Origin of the sequence: Salinimicrobium profundisediminis (assembly GCF_026241755.1) — a bacterium.
Lineage (GTDB): Bacteria > Bacteroidota > Bacteroidia > Flavobacteriales > Flavobacteriaceae > Salinimicrobium > Salinimicrobium profundisediminis.
Genome location: NZ_JAPJDA010000009.1, coordinates 32,855 through 56,669, shown reverse-complemented (window position 1 = coordinate 56,669; position 23,815 = coordinate 32,855). Strand labels below are relative to the sequence as shown.

The 23,815-nt window shown below is 40.3% G+C and carries 18 protein-coding genes; 12 read left to right on the top strand and 6 right to left on the bottom strand.

Annotation, left to right across the window (positions count from 1 at the left end; genetic code table 11):
• Positions 1-1,098, top strand: a complete 1,098-nt coding sequence (locus OQ279_RS06840) for a transposase (protein ID WP_266069118.1) — start codon at positions 1-3, stop codon at positions 1,096-1,098.
• Positions 1,099-1,396: 298 nt separating this feature from the next.
• On the opposite strand, the gene OQ279_RS06835 is transcribed toward OQ279_RS06840, so the two are convergent.
• Entirely contained in the window at positions 1,397-2,524 is a 1,128-nt protein-coding gene (locus tag OQ279_RS06835; protein WP_266069117.1) for a hypothetical protein, read from the bottom strand.
• Positions 2,525-2,838: 314 nt separating this feature from the next.
• Positions 2,839-3,672, bottom strand: a complete 834-nt coding sequence (locus OQ279_RS06830; RefSeq protein WP_266069116.1) for an AraC family transcriptional regulator — start codon at positions 3,670-3,672, stop codon at positions 2,839-2,841.
• Positions 3,673-3,946: 274 nt separating this feature from the next.
• On the opposite strand from OQ279_RS06830, the gene OQ279_RS06825 reads away from it, so the two are divergent.
• The 11 genes from OQ279_RS06825 to OQ279_RS06775 are packed head-to-tail and all read left to right on the top strand — an operon-like array spanning position 3,947 to position 21,015.
• The gene (locus OQ279_RS06825) at positions 3,947-7,018 is read left to right on the top strand and encodes a SusC/RagA family TonB-linked outer membrane protein (RefSeq protein ID WP_266069115.1); all 3,072 of its coding nucleotides are present in this window, start codon (positions 3,947-3,949) and stop codon (positions 7,016-7,018) included.
• Between the two features lie 11 nt (positions 7,019-7,029).
• A complete protein-coding gene (locus OQ279_RS06820; RefSeq protein WP_266069114.1) occupies positions 7,030-8,523 on the top strand; it encodes a RagB/SusD family nutrient uptake outer membrane protein in 1,494 nt (497 codons plus the stop codon).
• A 14-nt stretch (positions 8,524-8,537) separates the two neighbouring features.
• A complete protein-coding gene (locus OQ279_RS06815) occupies positions 8,538-9,476 on the top strand; it encodes a hypothetical protein (protein ID WP_266069113.1) in 939 nt (312 codons plus the stop codon).
• A gap of 18 nt (positions 9,477-9,494) precedes the next feature.
• Positions 9,495-11,018 carry a hypothetical protein gene (locus OQ279_RS06810; RefSeq protein WP_266069112.1) on the top strand — a complete coding sequence of 508 codons (1,524 nt, stop codon included), beginning with the start codon at positions 9,495-9,497 and terminating at the stop codon, positions 11,016-11,018.
• Between the two features lie 51 nt (positions 11,019-11,069).
• The gene (locus OQ279_RS06805) at positions 11,070-12,218 is read left to right on the top strand and encodes a glycoside hydrolase family 26 protein (protein WP_266069111.1); all 1,149 of its coding nucleotides are present in this window, start codon (positions 11,070-11,072) and stop codon (positions 12,216-12,218) included.
• Between the two features lie 25 nt (positions 12,219-12,243).
• The gene (locus tag OQ279_RS06800; protein ID WP_266069110.1) at positions 12,244-13,296 is read left to right on the top strand and encodes a glycoside hydrolase family 130 protein; all 1,053 of its coding nucleotides are present in this window, start codon (positions 12,244-12,246) and stop codon (positions 13,294-13,296) included.
• Positions 13,286-14,839: a glycoside hydrolase family 5 protein gene (locus OQ279_RS06795; protein ID WP_266069109.1), complete on the top strand. Its 1,554-nt coding sequence runs from the start codon at positions 13,286-13,288 to the stop codon at positions 14,837-14,839. Before OQ279_RS06800 ends, OQ279_RS06795 begins: the two co-directional genes overlap by 11 nt.
• A gap of 11 nt (positions 14,840-14,850) precedes the next feature.
• A complete protein-coding gene (locus tag OQ279_RS06790; RefSeq protein WP_266069108.1) occupies positions 14,851-16,488 on the top strand; it encodes a sodium:solute symporter in 1,638 nt (545 codons plus the stop codon).
• Between the two features lie 57 nt (positions 16,489-16,545).
• Entirely contained in the window at positions 16,546-18,729 is a 2,184-nt protein-coding gene (gene bglX, locus OQ279_RS06785; RefSeq protein ID WP_266069107.1) for a beta-glucosidase BglX, read from the top strand.
• 7 nt (positions 18,730-18,736) lie between these two features.
• The gene (locus tag OQ279_RS06780) at positions 18,737-20,032 is read left to right on the top strand and encodes a glycoside hydrolase 5 family protein (RefSeq protein WP_266069106.1); all 1,296 of its coding nucleotides are present in this window, start codon (positions 18,737-18,739) and stop codon (positions 20,030-20,032) included.
• A gap of 11 nt (positions 20,033-20,043) precedes the next feature.
• Positions 20,044-21,015: a type I phosphomannose isomerase catalytic subunit gene (locus OQ279_RS06775; protein WP_266069105.1), complete on the top strand. Its 972-nt coding sequence runs from the start codon at positions 20,044-20,046 to the stop codon at positions 21,013-21,015.
• Between the two features lie 250 nt (positions 21,016-21,265).
• Here OQ279_RS06775 and OQ279_RS06770 read toward each other — a convergent pair whose 3' ends face one another.
• From OQ279_RS06770 to OQ279_RS06755, 4 genes are read right to left on the bottom strand one after another with little or no spacing between them, the layout of a single operon-like run.
• Positions 21,266-21,574: a DUF6730 family protein gene (locus OQ279_RS06770; RefSeq protein WP_266069104.1), complete on the bottom strand. Its 309-nt coding sequence runs from the start codon at positions 21,572-21,574 to the stop codon at positions 21,266-21,268.
• A gap of 11 nt (positions 21,575-21,585) precedes the next feature.
• Positions 21,586-22,443 carry a relaxase/mobilization nuclease domain-containing protein gene (locus tag OQ279_RS06765; RefSeq protein ID WP_266069103.1) on the bottom strand — a complete coding sequence of 286 codons (858 nt, stop codon included), beginning with the start codon at positions 22,441-22,443 and terminating at the stop codon, positions 21,586-21,588.
• Positions 22,440-22,943 (bottom strand): mobilization protein MbpA, encoded by a 504-nt coding sequence (gene mbpA, locus OQ279_RS06760; protein ID WP_266069102.1) that lies wholly within the window; start codon positions 22,941-22,943, stop codon positions 22,440-22,442. The genes OQ279_RS06765 and mbpA overlap by 4 nt, the downstream gene beginning before the upstream one ends.
• Positions 22,924-23,784 (bottom strand): DUF8464 domain-containing protein, encoded by an 861-nt coding sequence (locus OQ279_RS06755; protein WP_266069101.1) that lies wholly within the window; start codon positions 23,782-23,784, stop codon positions 22,924-22,926. The genes mbpA and OQ279_RS06755 overlap by 20 nt, the downstream gene beginning before the upstream one ends.
• Positions 23,785-23,815: the final 31 nt, after the last annotated feature.

Genomic DNA, 23,815 nt, shown 5'->3' with positions numbered 1-23,815 from the left:
ATGAAAAACTCCACTCTTAAACTTACCCGGAAAATACAGCTACTGGTGGACCTTCCAACTCAGGCAGAAAGGAAGGAGGCACTGGATAAACTATACCAATGGCAGAACAGGGCTTTTAGAGCAGCCAACATGATGGTTTCCCATTTGTACGTTCAGGAAATGATCAAAGATTTTCTCTATTTAACCGAAAGAGTTCAATATAAACTGGTAGACGAAAAAAAAGATGAATTAGGGATTTTGCAATGCTCACGGATCCATACGACCTATCGAGCAGTGTCCAGCCGGTTCAAAGGTGAAATTCCCACTAACATTTTATCTAATCTGAAGCAGTCTTTGTACAGCTCTTTCAATAAAGACAAAATGAAATACTGGAGTGGAGAAAGCTCTTTAAGGAACTTTAGAAGAGATATGGCCTTTCCATTCGATATGGAAGGAATCAGTGGTTTTTCATACGACGAAGAAAGAAGAGCTTTTTGTTTTCGGCTATTTAGCCTTCCTCTAAAAACTTATCTCGGGAAGGATTACACAGACAAACGCCACCTTTTAGAGCAAGCTGTAAAAGGAGAAATAAGGCTTTGTACATCACACATAAAATTAAAGGATGGAAAGATTTTTTGGCTTCCTGTATTTGAGATAAAAAAAGAGCAACATGCTCTTAAGCCGCAAGTGGTTGCAGAAGCTTCTATGTCTCTTGAATATCCCATAGTAGTTAAAACCGGAACCGAAAGACTTACCATTGGTAGCAGAGAAGAATTTTTGTACAGAAGATTAGCTATTCAAGCGTCCCGAAAAAGAGCACAAAAAGGAGCAACATTTTCTAAATCAGGAAAGGGAATAAAGAGAAAACTTAAGGCGGTGAATAGATTCCACAATACTGAAAGTAATTATGTATCCAATCGCATCCATGTTTATAGCAGGAGGTTAATCGATTTCTGTATTAAGCACCAGGCGGGAACTTTAATTTTAATGAATCAGGAGGACAAAGCTGGCATAGCTAAGGAAGAAGAATTCGTACTACGAAACTGGAGTTATTACGACCTTATAACCAAGATTAAATATAAGGCTGAAAAAGCAGGTATTGAAGTTATAACAGATTAGTTGAATTAGTCATGAGGGTGCTTGTACACCCACAGGGTGAGGTATAGGATTACACTCACTAAATGCATATAGCATATACAACGCGTGGGCTCACTTATTTTGATTAAGCCTGGCCGTTCATAAACAAGAAGACAAATATTTACCCAACGATAGTCTTTGGTTTGTTCCCGGGCCAGTGTAATGGATTATTTACACCATCCGGCGATCGCAATTGAGTCAGATTTTATTTTTAAGGCGGCCATTTTATGGAGTCCTAATAAATTAAATAAAACAACGTATTCGTTGTTTAGGGATAGTTCTATATTAATTTTTTCAGGAGGTTATAAGGGTCTAAATTAGAAAAAAGATCATCTTCATTTGTGGTAAAGGGATCCAGCCAATCAGCCTTTTGAAATCCAAAGTGAAGCATTTCGATATTTTCTTGGGTCAATTGATCATCCTTTTCCAACTGCTCTTCCAATTTTCTTAGATATTTTCTCAATTTTTGAGCTTCGTGCCATAGCTGTGACTTCTTGTAGAGGTCATTGAAAGCTTTCAATTCCTGTTGAATAAGTTCCTGCTTTTCCCTTTCGATCCTTTCTTGCTCCTTTCGCTCTTCCTCTCGAATTTTTCTTTTAATTTCACGTTGCCTCTCGTCTTCAGCTTCAATTTCCAACCATGCTATTATTGTCGAAAGTTTACCATCAAGTTTAATTGTCTTAGCGTCATTCCAGGCTTTACTGTAAAAATTTTCTCCAGCCTGAATGGAAAGCATACCGGTAGGTTCAGATTTATAGTCACTTCCATACTTTCCTTGAATCTTAATTCTTTTCTTTTTTTCTGAAATACTTAATTCAAATTCAATTCCGTACAACTTGACAAAGGAATGGTATCTTCCAAAAGTAAAATCATGTCCCCGGGCCTTAATGTTCTTTACTAGAACAGAAAGAATGATGAGAGAACGTTTCAACTGTTTTTCCGACACATAACAGCGAATTGGACCTGGAGAATATCGATCATAGTAGTCCAGTTTCTCGGGAACCTTAATTTCCTTCTTAAACCATTTTTTTGTTGCTTTTATAATCGGATCTACTTTTGGTGGTAGTTTTTCCGGAATAGTCAAATTCACCTTTGGATCTGCATCAATCTCCAGGATTTTTTTATCCATTTTGGTTAGGTAGCCGAAATCGCGATTGTCTCCCTCAAGGCGGAGGTAAAGAACGATTTCTTTCTCGTTTTTTAATTTAGAATATTCAGGCTGTAAACCTTCTTTTCCAAATTTCTTTTTTGACCAGTACCCTCCTGGAGGTAAAGGAATATCATTTTCTTTGCAGATATTCTTAAAGCTCGGGTATGAAACCATATACCTGTTTGTAAAATAGGAGAGAGGATGTTCCCAAACTAGAGAATAAAGTTCCTGACGGGAGAAGGTAATTTGCTCTATCATCACTACATGTTTATGAGGATGAAAATTTAAGGTTTTCCCTAAATTCCTGTGCGCTTTCTAAGCAGTAACACGAGAAAGTTTTATAGTTTCTATCTTTTGGTGATCAAGCGAGAGATGAGGAAAGCTCTGTTGAAAGAGCCCGAGACTTTTCCCAGTGATTGTTTGCTACCTACACTTATACTATTTTGGAATGAATAGCTTAAGAATGATATAGGTAGATTTTTTTGAGTGGATTTATTCAACCTTGAACAGTTGGGCTGGGTATAGATGCCTAAATCAGGAAATAAAAAAGTCTTTAAATCTCACTGAGACTATTAATGTTTGGTAATAAGCTTTTGTTGTGCTCTAAATCCTGTTGGAGTAAAGCCAATTTTTCTTTTAAATGTCCTGTTAAAATTAGATACATTATTAAATCCGCTATCGAAACATATTTCATTTATAGTCAGTTCTGTTTCGGTGAGGAGTCTTGCTGCGTGACCCAGGCGCAAGTCATTCACGTAGTCAGTAAAGGAGGTATTTGTAGATTTTCTAAAAAAATGGCTAAAGGCGGTTTCTGACATATTTATCAGGTTAGCTACATCCTTAAGATTGATTTTTTGATTAAGATTTTCTTGGACGAAATTATTCACCTTTTCAATTCTTCTGCTTTTTGAAATACGATAATAATCCACATAAGAATGAGAGGCAAGCATCTTAGTATTTCTTGCGATAGACAAATCGTAAAGAATGGATAAAAACTTCAGAAGGGAATCAAAATCTTGTGTTTCTGATAACTCAAGAATTCTTGGCTTCAATTTTTCAATGGTTTCTTCAGAAAATAATATTCCTCGCTTTGAACGTTCCAGCAATTCTTTAATAGATAGCATTAGCTTTCGGTTTAGAGATTCCGGTGCTAAGAAATGCTGGTGGAACTGGATTGTTACCACATGAGCTTCGCCTTCTGTTCCTATCCAGGTGTGGGGAGTATTGGCTCCAACTAGTACCAGATCAGAACCTTGATATTCCAAAATTGAATCTCCAATAATTCGTTTACCGGAGGAATTTAGCACCAGGTTCAACTCCAGTTCTGGGTGAAAGTGCAAAGGGAAGTCAAATTTAGCATTACGATGGTTAAGGACGATGAAAAAATCATCTTCAGAAATAGGCACTAATTCCCGCATTATCCGTTTGTGTTCATTCATAATAATACAAATTTTATAGTTTTATTAGGATTAGCGTTTTCCCTCTATATACTAAATGATTATGGTCACAAATATAAAGTAAATAAATAAAAATGAAGAGAACACAAGGTAAAATAGGCTTTAATGACTTCATTTTTTTCATTAAAGTATCATTATGAGGCATAATTTACAAAAGTGGGTAGAAGTAAATGTTATTACTTTGTGAAATATGATATTACAAACCTTCTAAAATTAATACCAAATGAAATACGTGTTAAGTAAATATGCACTCTTACTTGGCTTCTTTGTCTTCAGCCTACCGGTACTTGCGCAAATGTCTGTGAGTGGTACCGTGGTCTCTGAGGATGGAATGCCATTGCCGGGTGTAAATATTTTTGAAAAGAATACTCCAGATAACGGTGCAGTGACCGATTTTGATGGAAACTTCACATTAGAGGTGGAAAACCCTGATGGAGAACTTGTGTTTTCTAGTATAGGTTTTATTACTAAAACGATTTCGATTCCTCGAGATGGGCAAATGACTGTTACTCTTATGAATAACATGCAAGAGTTGTCTGAGGTAGTTGTTGTTGGTTATGGTGAAGTCAGGAGAAAGGATCTAACGGGCTCTGTTAGTACAATTGATGTGGGCGAAATTGAAGATATTCCTGCTAATTCGATAGAGCGTGTCCTTCAGGGGCGAGTGGCAGGTCTGCAGGTCGCTACTCCATCTCAGGATCCAGGAGCTGGGGCTACGATTCGTATTAGAGGGGGAAGCTCCTTGCGTGGTTCCAATGCACCTTTAATTGTGGTGGATGGATTTCCACTTGGGGATGCTGGGAATTTAAAACAAATTAACCCGTCGGACATCCAAAGTGTAGATGTTTTGAAAGATGCTTCTGCTTCGGCAATTTATGGTTCCAGAGGTGCTAATGGAGTAATTATTATAACTACTAAAATGGCCAAAGAAGGGAAAACGCAGGTGAGAATTCAGCAACAATCTACCGTATCTGCTTTTACTTCAAAGGTTGATTTATGGCGAGATCCATTATTGATGGCTCAGTTGAATAATGAATCAAGAAGGAATGGTGGTTTCGAACCACTCTATATAGGAGCTGAGAATTCTACAGGAGTTTACTATCCCTCTATTTGGGAACTGCAGTCAGGGGAATGGCCTCATTTTACAGAGTGGGATGATATTGTATTTCGTGATAACCCCATGTCCAACAATACTACTATTAGTGTTAATAGTGGAACTGAAAAGACTAGTTTCAATCTAAGTGCAAATTACTATACCGATATGGGGGTCTACATCGATGATGACTATAGCAAATATGGATATAACTTAAGGGTGAAGCATGATCTTCTAGACAATTTATCTATCAGGGTATCTAATATACTCTCGAAAGGAATGAGGGAGTACAATGGAGGTTTAGCGTATTGGAGGAATCCTATTTTTCCAGTCTACAACTCCCAAGGTGAATACAATCTTATAGGAACTAATGATTACTCACATCCTTTGGCTATCTCAGAAAACAGATTGGATGAGACCGAAATGTTAGACTTAATTACTTCAGCTGCTTTAGAATGGAGGATTATAGCCCCTTTAAAGCTTACTAGCAGGCTTAATTATAAGCATGGCAAATCTATTAATGATCAATATTTTCCAGATGTATATACGGAAACCGGAGATTTTAATGATGGAGCGGGATGGATCCGTAATTGGGAAGATCATAATTACGTTTCGGAAACCTTTGCTAATTATAATGACTGGTTCGGAAAGCACAATTTAGGGATAACAGCCGGTTTTACATATGAGAATTATTCTTCAAGGAGCTCAAATCTTGGAGCTTTTGATTTCGTGAATGAAACCCTGGGGAATGAGAACATGGAGGCCGGTAATCCAGAATTAAATCAGGTTCAGAATGGTCGTGTAGAAACCGAGCTGGTTTCAGGTATTTTTAGGATCAACTATGGATATGACGACAGGTATCTGGCAACCTTTACTGCCAGAGCAGACGGATCTTCTAAATTTGGAGAAAATAACAAGTGGGCTTATTTTCCTTCGGGAGCACTAAGTTGGAAGGTGCACGAAGAAGAATTTATGGCTGACTTTGATGAACTTGATCAATTTAAGCTTCGGGCCAGCTACGGAATTTCAGGAAATCAGGGGATAAGTCCTTATCAGACCCTTAGCCGGTATGGAGTCAGTAATTATTATAACAATGGAAGTTGGGTTACTGCTGTTGGTCCGGGGTATATTGTTGGAAGAGCGGGTCAGGGAGGAATTGAAGCGTTATGGGGAGGAATTCCCAATCCTGATCTAAAATGGGAAACTACATCTCAATGGAATTTAGGAGCAGATCTTTCCTTCTTTGAAGAGCGATTGAACCTTACGTTCGATTACTACCAGAAGCATACTAGTGATCTACTAAGGGAGCGCATTTTGCCTCTTTCATCTGGGTATGACAGACTTTGGGTAAACGACGGTGAAATTAAAAATCGTGGTTTTGAATTAAGTCTGGACGCAGGGTTAATCCAATCTGATAATTTGACTCTAAATACAACCTTAATTTTTTCAAGGAATCAGAATGAAGTGGTAAGTCTCGGAAATACTGCTGAATCCGGTTTAACCATTGATCCAAACACTGGAATGCAATTCGAATATTGGGGAAATAGTATAGAGCAATTCCGTCAATATCCAAATCTTCTTGCTGTCGGTCAGCCAATTAATATCTTTTACGGTTACAAAACAGACGGTATTATTCAAAACTTGCAGGAAGGAATTGAAGCAGGTTTGGATGGAAGTCTGGCACAGCCTGGAGAATTTAAATATGTTGATATTAATGGTGATGGTATCATAAATACTGAAGACCGTACAATAATTGGAGATCCGAATCCTGATTTTCATGCCAGTCTTGGATTTGATTTGAATTATGCCAATTTTGATTTTAACCTGTTTCTTAACGGTGCTTTTGGGCAGGATGTTCTTAATACACAGGCCTTTAATCAGCCGAGCAATCAGCCTTTACGATGGACACCTGATAACCCAACTAATGCTTATCCGCGTCTCAGGGATGGACGTCTGACTAACCTATCTGACTGGTGGCTGGAAGATGGTTCTTTTGTGCGGGTCCAGAATGTAACTGTTGGTTATACATTCAATCTTTCTACACAAAACACTAGTTCGGCACGTGTGTATATTAACGGTAACAACTTATATACTTTTACTGACTTCAGTGGTTATGATCCTGAAGTAGGAGGTGATGGGATTTATTGGGGTGGATATCCTCGACTGAGGCAATTGACTTTAGGACTGGATTTAACTTTTTAAAAAAAATTACGATGAAATCAACTTATAAGTATTTATTTTTTCTTTTTACTCTCGGCCTTGTCTCGTGCGAATTGGAGGAAGAGCCTTATGGATTCTATTCTGAGGACAATTTCTATCAAACGGCAGAAGATGCCGATGCTGCAGTAAATTATGCCTATGATGCTTTAACATACTTAGAATACTCCAGGGCTTATTTTTATCTTGGAGATCTTCCAACAGATGAAGCCTTTCCAAAATCGGATGAAGGTGCAGATGTTCAGGATCTGCACAATTGGACAGTCTCTAATTTTGGCACAAATGGGATTCTATCAAACTATTTTAAGTATAGCTATATCATAATCAATCGTTCTAACGCAGTAATAAAGAATATTCCTAACGGGGATTTCGACCAGGGGATCAAAGATCGATTAATGGGTGAAGCGTACTTTTTACGAGCCTGGAGTTATTTTAACTTAGTGAAGGCGTATGGAAACGTACCTATGCAAACTGAGCTTGTGGAGAGTATCGACCGCACTACCAGCCCTCTTTCTGCCAATCTCGATGAAGTGTATGACCTTGTCATATCAGATTTACAACAGGCGATAGGTCTAATGGGGCTTGAGCAGAGGTTGGGAAGAGTAGATAAAGTCGCTGCACAGGCACTACTTTCCAAAGTGTACCTACAAATTGCCTCCTCAAAAGAACATGGGGTTTCTCTTTACACGGAAATGAATAAGGATGTGGACGAAATGTATAATCTTGCTGCACAACGTGCCAAGGAAGTATTGGAAGGTCAGTCTGTGTACGGATTTGAGGAAGATCTGATTGAAATCTATGACGTCGACCAACCATTAGGTAGAGAGAATATTTTTCTTTTGTCAATGGATCGATCTGGAGAAATTGAGGGGGATTATTCAAAAATCTCAAAGTTGTTTATCCCTTATATAGATGGGGCTACAGTTTACTTAGAAAACCCCGATGGCAGTCTGGTGCCTACACATGATGGTTGGAGTGTCTTTCAGACTACTACAGAGTTCTACAATAGTTTTGCTGATAATGACAGAAGAAAAACAGAATTAATTGTAGATACTGTTTATAATGCAGCAGGGGAAGTCGTTGCAACGTACCCGGGAGCTATTGTTTATCCTTTTACCCGGAAATATATTGATCCCGATTTTATTGGGGATAAAACCAGTACTAAGCCTTTCCTACTTCGTTTTTCAGATATCGCCCTGGTATATGCCGAAGCTGCCGGACCAACTGCCGAAGCTTATTCATATGTTAATTTTATTCGCAATAGAGCTGGACTGGAAGATTTGCCATCTGGAATGGGGCTAAACGAATTCCGTGAAGCCATTCTGAATGAAAGGAAGTGGGAACTTTCCTGGGAAGGAAACAGGTTGTTTGATTTGAGGAGATTCAACAGAGTCACAGAAGTAGTTCCTGAAGCTTCAGGTCTATCAGAAACCGAGGCAAATTTCTATCCAATTCCCCAAACCGAAATAGATCTTAATCCGAATTTATAATATTAAATAATAAGATGATGAAGAAAATAGCCATAGTAATAACAGCCTTTGTCAGTTTAGCGTTGACAGGTTGTCAAACTGATCCATGGGAAGATATTGAGGAAGGAAACTGGAATAATGAAAGAAGTATTCTTTCATTAAAATTTGAAAACCAGATAGGACAACCAGTTATAACCAGAACTGATGAGAACACAGGTGAAATAGAGGTTTCTATCAATGCAGATGCTGTCCCTGATTTAAGTAGTATTACACTTGAACAACTGGTTCTTTCTTATAATGCGAAAAGCACTGTTGTTGAAGGTGAGAGTCTTAATTTTGAAAATGAAAACAATACATCAAGCCTTGTCGTTACTTCTCCAACAGGTAAAACCAGGGAGTATACTATTAAGGTAAATCCGTTTCAGGAAACTATTCTAGGTACTTATCAAATTCAGGATCTAGTACTCTACGGGGGGACGGGTCCAGAATATGGAGGTGGAGGCGTGTTGTCTTTGACCTCTAAACCATGGGTATGGCCGGAGAATGGTCCCGAAAAGGAGCTTGACAATTATCTTGTTTTTGAGCTTTCGGGAATTACTGAGGAAGGAAATACCTACGGAACAGTGACTAATTATGCCGGGGAGGACGAAACCTATGCCGATTTTACCTTTGTGGCCGAACCTACAACCGATGTAAATCATTTTTACAGAAAAATACCTAAAGGTCAGGCGGAATGGTCCCGCAATTACACAAATGGAACCATAACCTTCACCTTCGAAGATGGTCGAACCACAACTGGTACTTTTGAAGGTCCGGGAACAGAGGATCTGGGCAACGGGTTATCCAAAACCATCGAGAATTATGCATTTGCCTTTAATTTAAATGGGACTGATGACTGGGACAATATTTATTCTGACTATGACAAGTTCGTTAAAAAACCGCGTAGGTACTGGATAGATGTAGTGAAGGAGTAACCTCTAAAACAGAAAATCATGTTGCAAAAAGTTACAGGTTCAAGGATGATCTTGGGTATCATTATGTTTTTTATTTTTTCCTCCTGTGTTATAAAACCAGGTGATACTTCAGATCCCGAAGATTCTCCAAGACCGGTAGTAGATGCCAATATTATTATTGATGGAGCCCGCATAATTACCCAATCCTACTTAGGAAATGGAGCCCAATGGGACCCTTATCAACTGGACTATGGGAAAGTGAATCTATCCATATCGGAGGCTGACTGGAAGAAAATTTATGACCGTCTGGATTTTATGAGACCCCAGGTAATGCGTGTGATGATTAATACGGTCTCAGCCATGGAGGGGGACACTCTTAACGTTCAAAAGGGTCTTGAGCAACTGCTGCCCATTTTGGAGTATTGCCAGTCCAGAGATGTTACTGTCACCTTTGGAGATTGGGGAGGAAGAATGGTGGATTCTAAAGCGGATACTATTTCAGAAAGGCATCTGGAATATGCAGCGAAATATTTGGATTTTTTGGTTAACGACAAGGGTTTCTCTTGTATTAAGTACTACAACATGATCAATGAGCCCAATGGCTTCTGGTCAGTGACAGATGAGAGCTACACCCTATGGAGAGATGCTACGGCCTACTTTCAGGAACAACTGGAATCTCGTGGCCTTACAAATAAAGTGAGTATCATGGGTCCGGATATCGCTATTTGGGACACTGATGAAACGGACTGGATTAGTAGGACCGAAAGAGATTTGGGGGAAGCGGTGGGACTTTACGATATCCATACTTATCCTTCCAAATCCACCGTAAATTCTGGCGAATATTCTGAGATAATCAGGGCTTATAAAGAAGAAGCTCCAGATGATGTGCCTATAATTATGGGTGAGATCGGATTCAAGTTTGTGGCGGAAGAAGATAAACATCTGAATGAGGAAAATATTGTCAGGGCAGAGGCTAAGCCCTACGCTTCTGTAGAGGATTCCCAAATGTTTGTTTATGATCATGTCTACGGTACGGATATGGCCGATGCGCTTTTCCAGACGGTGAATGAAGGTTACTCGGGGTGTGTAGTTTGGATGCTCGACGATGCCATGCATTCAAAAGAAGAAAGACATAAGCTAAAAGTATGGGGTTTCTGGAATATTCTCGGAGAGGAATTTTTTGGTGCGGAAGAGGAAGCGGTTCGACCATGGTTCTACGCATGGTCATTACTGACAAAATATATGCCTTCCGGGTCTCGCATAATAGAGACTGTTCGGGAAGGAGATGAATCTGTTAAAGCCATTTCCCTGGAAAAAGATGGAAGCCATATGCTCGCTATAGTAAATGTAGGCAAAGAAAAAAAGCATATCAAAGTTAGTTTTGAAAATTTGCCGAACCTTGAAGGAATGAAAAAATTCATTTATTCGGAGGACTTAATCATAACTGAAGGGGATCACAAGATCTTACCCAATGAGACAGGTCTTAAGATTAATTCCGCTGAGAGCCTGGAGATGGAAATTACCCCTGAAACTCTGATCGTACTGACAAATTTTACTTATTAATTATATATGAAAAAGATTACTGCATATTTATCCTTAATATTTTTTTTAAACATGGGTTGTTCTACAGATGATAACCATGATGGCGGAGGTGAAAAACCTCAGCCAGGGGAAAATACAGCCCTTTCACTTGTGGATAAACAGGCAACGGAGGAAACCAAGGCTCTGTATTCCAATTTATGGAGCATACAGGAGCAGGGGGTCATGTTTGGGCATCACGACGCTTTACTTTATGGAAGAAACTGGTATGTCGAACACGGACGATCTGACATTAAGGACGTAGTAGGTGATTACCCTGCAGTATTTAGTGTGGACTTCGCTGAATTGATGGACGATCGCTATGCCACTGCGGAATTAAATGAGCATCGGGTGAGAACCATAAAAGAATCCAGAAGAAGAGGAGAGGTAATTTTGGCTAATGCACATTTAAACAATCCTTTAACGGGTGGTGATTCCTGGGATAACTCCAGAAATGATGTGGTTAAGGAAATATTGATTGAGGGAAGTCCAACTAATCAAAAATATCTTGATTGGTTAGATAGATTGGCAGCAGTGGCCCATAGTTTGGTAGATGATAATGGAAAGCCTATTCCTGTTATTTTTCGCCCTTATCATGAACATAACCAAACCTGGTCCTGGTGGGGTAGAAGTGCTACAACCCAACAGGAATTCATTGATTTATGGAGGTTTACTATCGATTATCTAAAAAATGAAAAGGAAGTACACAACTTCATTTATGCTATTTCCCCCCAGCTTGATCAACTTGGTAGCAAGGAAAACTTGCTATTCAGGTGGCCGGGTGATAATTATGTAGATTTTTTAGGAATGGACAGTTACCATGGTACTAATACAGCTGCTTTTAGCAGTAACTTAAGGAATCTGGCTATTCTTTCACAGGAGAAAAACAAACCTTCAGGAGTTACTGAAACTGGAATTGAAGGTATTTTAGGTTCGGACGGGGAAACTTATGAAGAATATTGGACCCGGGAAATTGGAACTCCTTTAGCTGGAAAGAAAATATCTATGGTTGTGATGTGGAGAAACAAATATGATCCGTCCAATACAGGGTTTCATTTTTTCGCTCCATTTGAAGGACATAGTTCAGCTCCTGATTTTCAGAAATTTTTTGCAATGGACCACATACTTTTCAGCAGTGACCTTCCTGAGATGTATGAAATGGTCAACGGGATAGATTTTAATTAAATATAAACATAGAATCGTGAATAAGATGCAGCAACAAGCAGCAAGCAATAAGGCAGTGAAATTTAAATTTAAAAAAAGTGAGGCTAATCCAATTTTAAAACCAAATCCGGAGAATTATTGGGAGAGTCTGGTAGTTTGTAATCCAGGAGTATGGTATGAAAATGGAACCTTTTATATGCTTTATCGAGCCGCTGGGGATGATGAGGATCATGTAATCCGCTTTGGTCTGGCCACTAGTAAAAATGGAGTGGATTTTCAGAGAGCTTACCGAGAGCCCGTTTTTTCTCCTAGTGTAGACGGACCTGACATGGGTGCTGTAGAAGACCCGAGAATCGTAAAGTTCGAAGATGAATACTATATCACTTATGCTTATAGGCCTTATCCTCCAGGTCAGTACTGGAAATTTGGTCATGACGAAATCAATCTGCCAGAGTGTGGTCCAGATGCGCCCGAGGTACTGAAAAATAATATAGCCAATTCCGGTCTTGCTCTTACCACTGATTTTAAGAATTACCGGAGGCTGGGCAGGATTACCCAGAGCAATTTAGATGATAGAGATGTTATCCTATTTCCAGAGAAAATTAACGGAAGGTATGCTATGTTGCATCGGCCAAAGGAGTGGGTGGGAAAAGAATATGGATGTGAGCATCCATCAATTTGGCTGCGGTATTCAGATGATTTGATGGTTTGGGATGAGCCTAGTACACTGCTTTTGGCCGGGAAGAAAAATTCTTGGGAAGAGAAAATTGGAGGTAGCACCCCTCCTTTGAAAACTAAAGACGGATGGCTCATTATTTATCACGGAGTGGAAAATGGAGGGCAGGGATATTATCGTGTAGGTGTGGCTTTGCTTGACCTGGAGGATCCCTCTATCGTAAAATGCAGACTTGATGACTGGGTGATGGAACCGGAGCACGATTATGAGATTGACGGTTTCTATAAAGGCTGTGTGTTCCCTACAGGGAATATGATAATCGACGGTACCTTGTACGTATATTACGGAGCAGCAGATCGATTTGTGGGGCTTGCTACCTGTGACCTGGATGAACTTTTAAATTTGTTAAAAAATGAAAAATAAAAATATCAGCTTCTTCATATTTCTTTCACTGGCGGCGGGGTTTTTCACCTCCTGTCAGAATACACAGGAGAAGGAAAATGAACTGGTAAGAATTGAAATGGACAATGTCATTTCATCTGAGTTCATTGGAAACGGGGTGGAGTGGTCTGCCTATCCACATGCCGATTCACCAGATGCTGAATGGGGGCTTTTGATGACCGAAGACAAGTGGCAACAAGTATTTGATCGATTGGATTATATGAAGCCCCAAATTGTAAGGGTGTTAGATCAGGCAAACTGGAGATATTTAAAAGGGATGGATGACGACGGGAATCCCATAGTCGAATTTGACAATCCCGAAATGGAAGCCCTTTTCAAATTACTTGATTACTGTCAGGAGAATAATGTGAAAGTAATTCTCGGAGAATGGGGACAACCCTATAAAATTCATGATACAAATCTAAACATGCAGGATGCTTTCACCGGGACAAATGACCCCCGGTGGATTTCTATAATTGCCGATCATGTGGAGTTTCTCATCAAAGAAAAAGGCTATACCACTATCGATTACTACAACCTGGTCAACGAGCCTAACGGATATTGGTCTACTGTTGATGGTAACTGGGAAGAATGGAAGGAAGGTATTTTGATGCTCGACAGTGCCTTTGTCGCCAGAGGCCTGAAAGAGGAGATTGAAATTATCGGACCCGATGCCACGCCTTACAATAATGAAGCCTCTGCTTACACAGGGGAGGAGTGGGCAAGAGAAGCCGTATTGCAGCTAAGTGACGTACTGGGAGCTTATGATGTACACGACTATCCTACAAAGGATTTTGTGAGGTCAGGTGAATTCGGAGCCCACTATGGGTCCTTGGTTTCCTTTGCTGACAGTGTGGCTAGAAAGCCTTTCATATTGGGAGAAATAGGTTTTGAAAAATATGTTGAAGAAAATATTGAGCGATACGAAGCTGATGAATTTGCAAGCCCTGATAGTCAGATGTCAATATATGATTTTGATTATGGTGTAGACATGGCCGATGTGTTGGTGCAATCAATGAATAGTGGCTTTGATGCAGTGATAGCTTGGGGCTTGGATGATGCAATGCATACCAATGGAGATACTGGTGATAAGACTCAACTAAAGAAATGGGGGATGTGGAATATACTAGGGAAAGAGCTTACTGGAGATTCTGCAGAGGAAGACATTCGACCATGGTTCTATACCTGGTCCATAATGACGCGCTATTTTCCCGGAGAAATGATTATAGTTAAGAATTCTGGTTTAAACATGCAAGGGGTTAGGATGGTCGTGGGTCGTACAGAGGAAGAGCAAATCACTTTTGCTGTTGTAAATAATAGTGTCAGTGATGCCACGTTTCAGCTTGATACTGAAATATATCAGGATCAGGTCTTCAGGAAATTCATATATAGTGAAGATTTAAGGCCGGTCGATAGCAATAATTTTCCGGTTCCGCACGAAGAAAATTTGACCTTTAAAGACAAAACCAGCACAATAAATATTCCTTCTAAAAGTGTGGTTTTATATACCACCTATAAATATTAAAGATCAATTTAATGGCTCAATTATCCACTATAGATTTAATCGTTCTTGTCTTATATATTGTTTTTATTATCTGGTGGGCGTTAAAGCACGGAAAAGCTAAAGACTCGGATTCCTATTTCCTTGCAGGACGCGATCTAACATGGCCTGTAGTGGGCCTCTCTTTATTTGCTGCCAGTGTCTCTAGTTCCACGTTAATGGGACATTCGGGAGAAGGATTTATAAGTGGCATCGCCGTTTTTAATTACAACTGGATTTCGGTCCTGGTGATGGTCTTCTTTGCTCTTTTTTTCCTGCCATTTTACATCCGTTCCGGAATTTTTACAATGCCTGAATTTCTGGAGAAGCGATTCGACGGAAAATCCAGAACTTATTTTTCATTTATAACGATTATAGGAAATGTTTTTTTGGATGCTTCTGCAACACTTTATACCGGGGCATTAATTATTAAGATGATCTTTCCAGAAGCAGAGGTAATGTGGATTATTATAGGAATGGCTGCTGTAGCTGGAAGTTATACTATTATAGGGGGACTCTCCTCTGCAATTAATGCCGATGTAATACAGGCAAGCGTTCTAATTGTTGGTTCCACCATATTGGCCTTTTTTGCTATGAATGAAATAGGTGGATGGGAAACCTTCATAGACCGATTTAACGAGGGTTTTTGGCTCAAATTGACTCGCCCCATGGATGATCCTACTGTGCCCTGGCTGGGTATGTGGGTTGGGATTCCAATCCTTGGCTTTTATTTCTGGGCTAACAACCAGGTGATGGTTCAAAGGGTGCTTTCTGCACGGTCTGTTGATCATGGTAGAAAAGGGGTACTGTTGGTAGGTTTCCTCTATCTGTTTACAATTTTCATTTTTATAATGCCTGGTCTGATAGCCAGAGGTATAAATCTATTCGGAGTAGAAAACTTGCCCGATAGTATTATTAGTGGGAGCACATTAAAGACAGATTACGGTGTGAATACTGATGAAGTTTATCCCCGACTGATAGTTGAACTGCTTCCAATCGGGCTAATCGGAATTATTCTTTCAGCTATGATTTCAGCACTAACATCAACTTTAAGTGCGACTTTAAGCTCAGTCTCCACTCTCTTTACAATGGATTTTTACAGCAAATGGAATAAAAATGCTTCTAGTAAGGAAAAAGTCAGGGTGGGTAAAATTACAGCGGTGGTAGCATTAATAGTTTCAGTGGTTTGGGCCCCCTTCATCGAGGAGTTTGATTCTTTAATAGCTTATTACCAGGAGATCGTAAGTTATCTCGCTCCCCCGGTAGTAGCGACCTTTTTCCTTGGACTCTTCTGGAAACGTTCCAATGCAGTAGGAGCCTTTAGCGGACTCATGTCCGGACTTGTAATGGCAGCTGCAATTATGTTTACAAAGTATGTACTGGAGATTGAAATAGGTTTACACTTCCTTTTACTGGCGCCTATAGTAATGCTTCTTAGTTTAATTGTCAATGTACTGGTAAGTCTTATGACGGCTCCTCCGGAACTGGAAAAGGTGGAAAAGAACACATGGACGATACAGATCTGGAAAGACGAAACCAAGGAATTGGAAGGAACTGTTTGGTATAAGAATTTTAGGTTTCAAGCCCTCTTACTGGTACTAGCTTGCTTTGGAATGTATTACATCTTTTTTTAAAAATTTGGCATGAAAAAAATATTGTTTTGTTTTCTGCTTATACAAATTTACACCCCTATGACAGCACAGCATTTCTCTGAGGAGATTGAGCAGCAGATTGACTGGCTCCTTAAAGAGATGACAATACAGGAAAAACTAGGGCAGATGAACCAGCTTTCCGCCGATAATATGGAGGTTAATTATGACTTGATTCGGAGGGGAATGGCCGGTTCTGTTCTAAGCATAACAGATCCTGCCGTGGCCAACAAGGCTCAGCAGATAGCCATGGAGGAGTCTAGGATGGGAATTCCCATCATCATTGGCCGGGATGTGATCCATGGTTTCAAAACTATATTTCCTATTCCTTTAGGTCAGGCTGCAAGTTTTGATCCTGATATCGTGGAAGAAGCGGCAAGAACGGCGGCAGTGGAGGCATCGGAAGTAGGAATACGCTGGACCTTTGCACCCATGGTAGATATCACCCGTGACCCACGTTGGGGTCGAGTAGCTGAAAGTCCCGGGGAGGACCCGTTTCTGGCCTCCCGAATGGCTGTGGCTATGGTAAAAGGTTTCCAAGGGAAAGATCTTTCCAATCCTACCTCCCTTGCCGCCTCTGCCAAGCATTTTGCGGGATATGGTGCTGCGGAAGGAGGAAGAGATTATAATTCTACATATATCCCCGAAAGGCAAATGAGGAACCTTTACTTAAAGCCCTTCGAAGCTGCTGTAAAGGAGGCTGGTCTGGCCACCATAATGTCGGCCTTTCATGCCAATGACGGAATTCCGGCTACGGGTGACAAGCATCTTTTGAAGAGTATTCTCAGGGACGAGTGGGGCTTTGACGGTTTTGTGGTTTCCGACTGGGCTTCGGTAGATGAAATGGTGGTACACGGTTATAGTCAAAATCGTTCACAGGCTGCAAATCAGGCCATAGAGGCTGGTATTGACATGGAAATGGTCAGTGGCACCTTTGTAGAACATGGGGAAAAGCTTGTGCGTCAGGGCAGCCTTTCCATGGAGGATCTTAATAATGCGGTTAGCAATATTTTAAGGGTTAAATTCCGACTAGGTTTGTTTGAGAACCCTTACGTAGAGGAGGACAGGGATAGTAAATTTTACCACACAGAGCACTTGGCCCTGGCTAAGAAGGCAGCAGAAGAATCCTTCGTACTTCTAAAAAACCAGGAGGAGACACTCCCTTTGAAAAACATAAAGACTCTGGCTGTTTTTGGACCTCTTTCCGATGCCCCGCATGAACAACTTGGCACATGGGTATTCGATGGGGAGAAAGACCACACCATAACGCCTTTAGATGCCTTAAAAAAAATGTACGGCGAACAGGTGGAGATTCTTCATCACCCAGGACTGAAATTCTCGAGGGATAAAGATACCACCAGCTTTGTGAAAATGAGGAAGCTTGCTGCAGCGGCTGATGCAATAGTTGTATTTTTGGGAGAGGAATCAATTCTTTCGGGGGAAGCACACAGTTTATCCAACCTTCGGCTCCAGGGAGCACAATCTAAAATGTTAAAAGAGCTTGCGGCACTCAATAAGCCATTGGTTTCGGTTTTTCTGGCCGGTAGGCCACTTGAGATTGAAAAGGAGGTGGAACTTTCCGATGCGGTAATATATGCCTGGCATCCAGGTACCATGGGAGGGCCTGCTATAGCCGATGTGCTGTTCGGAAAATCGAGCCCTTCTGGAAAATTACCCATGACTTTTCCCAAAAATGTAGGGCAGATTCCCATTTATTACAGCCATGAAAATACAGGAAGGCCGGCCACTGACAATGAGATGCTAATAGATGAAATTCCTGTAGAAGCTTCCCAGACCTCCCTGGGGAACAGGTCCTTCTATCTTGATAGCGGACATGAGCCCCTCTTTCCATTTGGTTACGGCCTCACTTATACCACTTTTGAATATGGGCGTATTGAGCTCCTTGAGGATGTACTGCAAAAGGACGGTATACTAAAAGTTGAAGTGACTCTAAAAAATACGGGTAAAGCAATGGCAACAGAGGTGGTGCAGTTGTACACTCGTGATCTGTATGCCAGTGTGATCCGCCCGGTGAAGGAACTTAAGGATTTTAAAAGAATCACCTTGGCACCGGGGGAGCAAACAGTAGTGCATTTTGAAATTAATATAAGGAGCCTGGCATTCTGGAATCGCGATATGGAGGAAGTAGTGGAGCCGGGGGAATATGAGCTGTGGCTGGGAGGTAGCAGTGACACAACAGAAAAAGTAAACTTTCAGGTTAAATAACGTAAAGATGAAAAGAGAGATTGTTTATTACTTATTGTTTTTGTGTGTGTTAACCACAGAGGCAGTAGGTCAGAAATTTGTGCAGGTAGAGCATGGTGGTTTTGTTCATCAGGGGAAACCTTACCATTTTTTGGGTACCAATTTCTGGTACGGGATGAACCTGGGCCATGAAGATAAAGAAAGGCTCGTCCGCGAATTAGACAGGTTAGAGGATCTTGGGGTGAAGAACCTGAGAATAATGGCAGGCTCTGAAGGAGCAGAGGGTACCCCCTGGCGTATGCAGCCCACCGTACAGGAATTCCCCGGGAATTATAATGAAGATCTTCTACAAGGGCTGGATTTTTTGTTGGCGGAAATGAAGAAGAGGAATATGCTGGCAGTTGTTTGCCTCAATAACTTTTGGCCCTGGTCTGGAGGTTTTTCACAATATGTCTCCTGGGCCAACGATAATGAAGCCATTCCATATCCCCCTCCTGCAGAAGGAGGAGACTGGGGTACTTATCAGGCTTATGCTTCCCAGTTCTACACCAACGAAACAGCTAAAGAATGGTTTCGAAATTTTATTAGGACAATTATAGAAAGAGAGAACAGCCTTACAGGTGTTGCCTACAAAGAAGACACTACGATTATGGCCTGGCAGCTTACCAATGAACCTCAGGGGGGAGCCTATGAAGAAGCTTATAGGAATTGGCTTCACAATACTGCGAAATTTATTAAGGAACTCGATGGGCAGCATCTGGTAAGCATTGGGAGCGAAGGGAACACACCTTCTCCCCAAAACGGGACAAATTTCCGAAAGGATCATGACTCACCATATATCGATTATGCTACATTTCACGTGTGGATCCAGAACTGGGGCTGGTATGATCCGGAGAGAGCAGAGGAAACTTTCGACGATGCTATTTTGAAAGCTAGTGCTTATATTCAGGACCATTTTCAGGTGGCCAATGAACTAAATATACCTATTGTTCTGGAGGAATTTGGTATCTCCAGGGATGCCAACAGCCATCATTTTGATGCGTCGGTGAGCTATCGAAACAGGTATTTTGATTTTATTTTCAGTACCTTTTTTACTTACGCCAAAAGTATTCCACAGGTTTCCGGAGTGAATTTCTGGGCCTGGGGGGGTGAAGGTCGGCCGCGAAAGGCGGGTGCCATTTGGCGACCAGGAGATGATTTCATCGGAGATCCGCCACATGAATTACAGGGTTGGTATTCAATATACGATCACGATGCCACAACTCTGAAACTAATATCAAGGTATAGCTCTAAGTTTTCTAAATTATCTAACGAATTAAAATAGATTACCACAACATGATAAATTACCCATTAAAATTTCATCCTATACTTAAAGAAAAAATATGGGGAGGTAATAAGTTAAAAGAAATTTTAAATAAAAAAACAACCCAAAAAAATATTGGAGAAAGCTGGGAAATATCGAGTGTAAAGGATAATACTTCCATTGTTGAAAATGGCCCTTTGAAAGGAAAAGCATTATCGGATCTAATTGAGGAATATCAACATGATCTTGTTGGCAAGAAAAATTTTGAGGTATTTGGAACAAGTTTTCCCCTACTTATAAAATTTATAGATGCCAATAAAGATTTATCTGTTCAGGTGCATCCTCACGATGAAGTGGCCAGGGAGCGCCATGATTCCTTCGGAAAAAATGAAATGTGGTATGTTGTTCAGGCTGACGAAGGATCAAAAATCAACATAGGGTTTTCAAAAAATATTTCTAAATCTGAATATTTACAATGTCTTGAGGCGGGGAAAATTGTCTCACTCCTAAATTTTGAGGAAGTAAAAAAGGGAGATTCATTTTTTATAAAAACCGGAAAGGTACATGCCATTGGATCCGGTGTCCTTCTCGCAGAAATCCAGCAAACATCTGATATTACATATCGCATCTATGACTGGGATCGAACGGATGCCGAAGGGAATTCCAGGGAATTGCATACTGATCTTGCATTAAATGTAATTGATCTTGAAAGAAAAGAAGATTTCAGAATGCTAGTCGATAGACGTCTTAACGAAACTTCAAATATAGTTAGCTGTAAATACTTTACTACTAATTTCATTTTGATAAAGGGTCACATGGTAAAGGATTATTCTCGGTTGGACTCTTTTGTGATTTACATGTGTGTCGGAGGGGAGGCTGTAATTTCTATTGAGGGTAATACTGAAACTATTGCCATGGGTCAGTCCTTCCTTATTCCCGCCAAAAATATGGAAGTGGAAATAACTTCGGAGCGGGTTGAGTTGTTGGAAATATTTGTTGATTGACTTATATGTATTTCGAACCGGTAGAAGATTAAAACCAAAAGACCAGGTGAAGAATAAAATTTCCAGCGGACATGATAAAACGATATTAATAGATTAATTGATTTTTAGAATGGTTCTATGAAGTAGCTCTAAATATTTTTTGGTTTCGTTTATAATGGCTACTAAAATTGGTCAAAATATTATCTTTCAACAATAGCACTAGGGTCTATCTTCTTGAAATTAAAAAGAAAGTACCGCTTTAATTGGACAATTATACCACTTTAGCGATGATTATATAGGCCAATATCCCATTAAGAATTAAAGATGCAACAAATAAGGTCAAAGCCCAGACTGGATATGCCTTTGCCTTTTCAAGGGAGTGGCCAAGGTTCTTCATTTCTTGATTGTGCGAGGATAAAGCCTTTTCCAGTCTTTCCTGCTGCAGCCAGATCGTTTTTTCTAAGGCTCTGCTATCGATTAAAATTTTTTGCTCCTGAATTTTCTGCAACTTTTCTACAGTCTTTTCAAACTGTTCAATTTCTGAAACGAGCATTTCTGATAATTCCTCCAATTTAGTCATAGTCCCATGTTTTAGTATTCAATTCCCCGGCTAATAATTTGTTTTAGAACATGTTTTGTGATGCTCACGATCATTCGATTTGAGAGCTGTACTGCTTTTCCTGCCATCTTCAACTGTTCATTTTCTTTTAGAAATGGTTTTACACCGACCTGGCTGGCCATGGCTTTTCCGATATTTCCGCCACTCATTGACCTGTGGATTTCGCTTCCTTTGAGGTTGTAACCATCAAACTCAAACCGGAAACCCTGCAACTTGTTAGCTTTATTGATACAGGGAATTACTTTCACCTTATTGGCTTCCATGGCCTTGATGTACTGATCAAAGCTTTTTGGTTTGAAGTTTTTCATGGTGATGTCATGCCGTCGCTTAATTTCTGCCCGTATGTCTTTCAGGTTAAATTCCTTCTCAATTTGTAGGTGCTTTACTGTTGTTAACTGATATTGGTGTGCCACTTTTTCCGCAGCCTGTTGACAACGCTTTCCAATAAAGCTGTCGTTATATGCAGTTCCATTGAAGTCGATCCTGTTCACGTATAGATGTATATGCAGGTGTTGTTTGTCCCGGTGTACAAAAGCAATTGCCTGTCTTTCTCCCAGCTTCATTTTTTCCATAAAAGCTGCACATATTTTTTGAAGCTCAGCCTTGTGAAGTTTCTTTCCATCTTCAATTGCAGGACTGAGTACAAAAGACAGCGTATTCTTTTTGCAATTGACATTCTGTTCCTGGATCAGCTGAAATTCCCGGCTGATCTCTTTTGGATTGTCTCCTACGAGATGTTGCCGGTATACCACTTCAGCATTCTTTTCCTGGTTCCATCCGTAAGCCATTGATGCGCGGGTATGGGAAATGGATTTTCCTTTGCCAATCATTTCTGAACCTTTTCAAATTGTTGTTTTATCTCATCTGCCAGGGCATAAACTGCCGCAGTAAGTCGTGGGTCCTTTTTCCGGAACATGTTTCCTATGGACTTAAAGTTGTTATGATATTTGCTAAGGGTCTTAAGGATCTCGATATGATCATCGGAAAGACGTTCTTTGATCTCCAGATTAAAAATGGACCTGCGACAAAACTCGCTAACGCTAAGCCTGCTTCTTTTGGCTTTGATGTACAGCAGCTTCTTTTCATAGACGGAACATCTAAATTTCACGAATTCCCTTTTCGCCTTAAACATCTCTTTTTTATTGCGACCACCGGGAGCAATTATTTTTGTGCCCACAGGCACACATCTTGAATTAGAATTCGGTTCAATAGTAGGATGCTCTTCCAGAGAAGCCTCTATTTCTTCTATAGATAATCCTTCAGAAGCAGGATCCAGTTTAGAAACATCTATTACTATAGGTTTCTTCCTTTCATTTTTCCATTCTTTCATGAGTCAGCATATTATTAAGGTCCTTGTAATCGAAGTAGAATTGACTTTCATCAATGGCATTAGAAAACTTCTTCAGAAGTTGTTGGGTAGCAGTTCTTCCTGCAGGATCATTATCCAGGAGAAGATATATTTCAGAATAGGAGTTCCATACTTCCGGAATAAGTCCAATGTTTCCAAGGGAATTTAGCACGACGATATCCGAGGAAGAAAAGATTTCATTTTTCAGCACTTTTAGGGAAAGGAAATCAAACATACCTTCAGTAATTACCAGTCTTTTAAAGCCTCTTATGAAAGAGGAAATAGTCTTAGGGGAGGTAGAGCATTTAAAGAATTTGTTCCTGAGTTCGTATCCTCCGGCATCATTTCGAAGTCCAATAGAAAAATAGATTTTCTTGTTAAGACTAAACCATACCTCCTGGCAAAAGCGTTGAGCTACCTCCAGTGGAATTTTTCTTGACTTGAGATATTCGACGAGGGCAATATGCTTTATCACCTTCACATTCCTAATTTGAACGGAATTTTTTTTCTGAATGATTTTTTCCGGGCAAAAAGAAAACTGAATCTTTTCCTGCAGGCGGCGTACTGCTTCATGAGCAGAGCAGTTGTTTATGGCCATGACCAGGTCTATGATGTTTCCACCTTTCCCTATTCCGTAGTCATACCACAGGTTCTTAATCAAAGAGACGCTGAAAGATGCTTGGGTTTCTGACCGCAGGGGACTCAGAAACCAAGCTTCTTTCTCCGATTTCCTGGTGGGGTAGTGGCCTGAATTTGCAAGAGTTTTTACGATGCAAATTTGACGGGCACTACTCCACGATAAGTTGATAGAATTTTTATTCATGTTTTTCTATTTTTAATTACCCATCTACCCA

Coding starts and splice junctions, on each gene's coding strand:
- OQ279_RS06840 (WP_266069118.1), top strand. CDS start 1: ATGAAAAACTCCACTCTTAAACTTACCCGGAAAATACAGCTACTGGTG.
- OQ279_RS06835 (WP_266069117.1), bottom strand. CDS start 2,524: ATGATAGAGCAAATTACCTTCTCCCGTCAGGAACTTTATTCTCTAGTT.
- OQ279_RS06825 (WP_266069115.1), top strand. CDS start 3,947: ATGAAATACGTGTTAAGTAAATATGCACTCTTACTTGGCTTCTTTGTC.
- OQ279_RS06820 (WP_266069114.1), top strand. CDS start 7,030: ATGAAATCAACTTATAAGTATTTATTTTTTCTTTTTACTCTCGGCCTT.
- OQ279_RS06815 (WP_266069113.1), top strand. CDS start 8,538: ATGATGAAGAAAATAGCCATAGTAATAACAGCCTTTGTCAGTTTAGCG.
- OQ279_RS06810 (WP_266069112.1), top strand. CDS start 9,495: ATGTTGCAAAAAGTTACAGGTTCAAGGATGATCTTGGGTATCATTATG.
- OQ279_RS06805 (WP_266069111.1), top strand. CDS start 11,070: ATGGGTTGTTCTACAGATGATAACCATGATGGCGGAGGTGAAAAACCT.
- OQ279_RS06800 (WP_266069110.1), top strand. CDS start 12,244: ATGCAGCAACAAGCAGCAAGCAATAAGGCAGTGAAATTTAAATTTAAA.
- OQ279_RS06795 (WP_266069109.1), top strand. CDS start 13,286: ATGAAAAATAAAAATATCAGCTTCTTCATATTTCTTTCACTGGCGGCG.
- OQ279_RS06790 (WP_266069108.1), top strand. CDS start 14,851: ATGGCTCAATTATCCACTATAGATTTAATCGTTCTTGTCTTATATATT.
- bglX (WP_266069107.1), top strand. CDS start 16,546: ATGACAGCACAGCATTTCTCTGAGGAGATTGAGCAGCAGATTGACTGG.
- OQ279_RS06780 (WP_266069106.1), top strand. CDS start 18,737: ATGAAAAGAGAGATTGTTTATTACTTATTGTTTTTGTGTGTGTTAACC.
- OQ279_RS06775 (WP_266069105.1), top strand. CDS start 20,044: ATGATAAATTACCCATTAAAATTTCATCCTATACTTAAAGAAAAAATA.
- OQ279_RS06770 (WP_266069104.1), bottom strand. CDS start 21,574: ATGACTAAATTGGAGGAATTATCAGAAATGCTCGTTTCAGAAATTGAA.
- OQ279_RS06765 (WP_266069103.1), bottom strand. CDS start 22,443: ATGATTGGCAAAGGAAAATCCATTTCCCATACCCGCGCATCAATGGCT.
- mbpA (WP_266069102.1), bottom strand. CDS start 22,943: ATGAAAGAATGGAAAAATGAAAGGAAGAAACCTATAGTAATAGATGTT.
- OQ279_RS06755 (WP_266069101.1), bottom strand. CDS start 23,784: ATGAATAAAAATTCTATCAACTTATCGTGGAGTAGTGCCCGTCAAATT.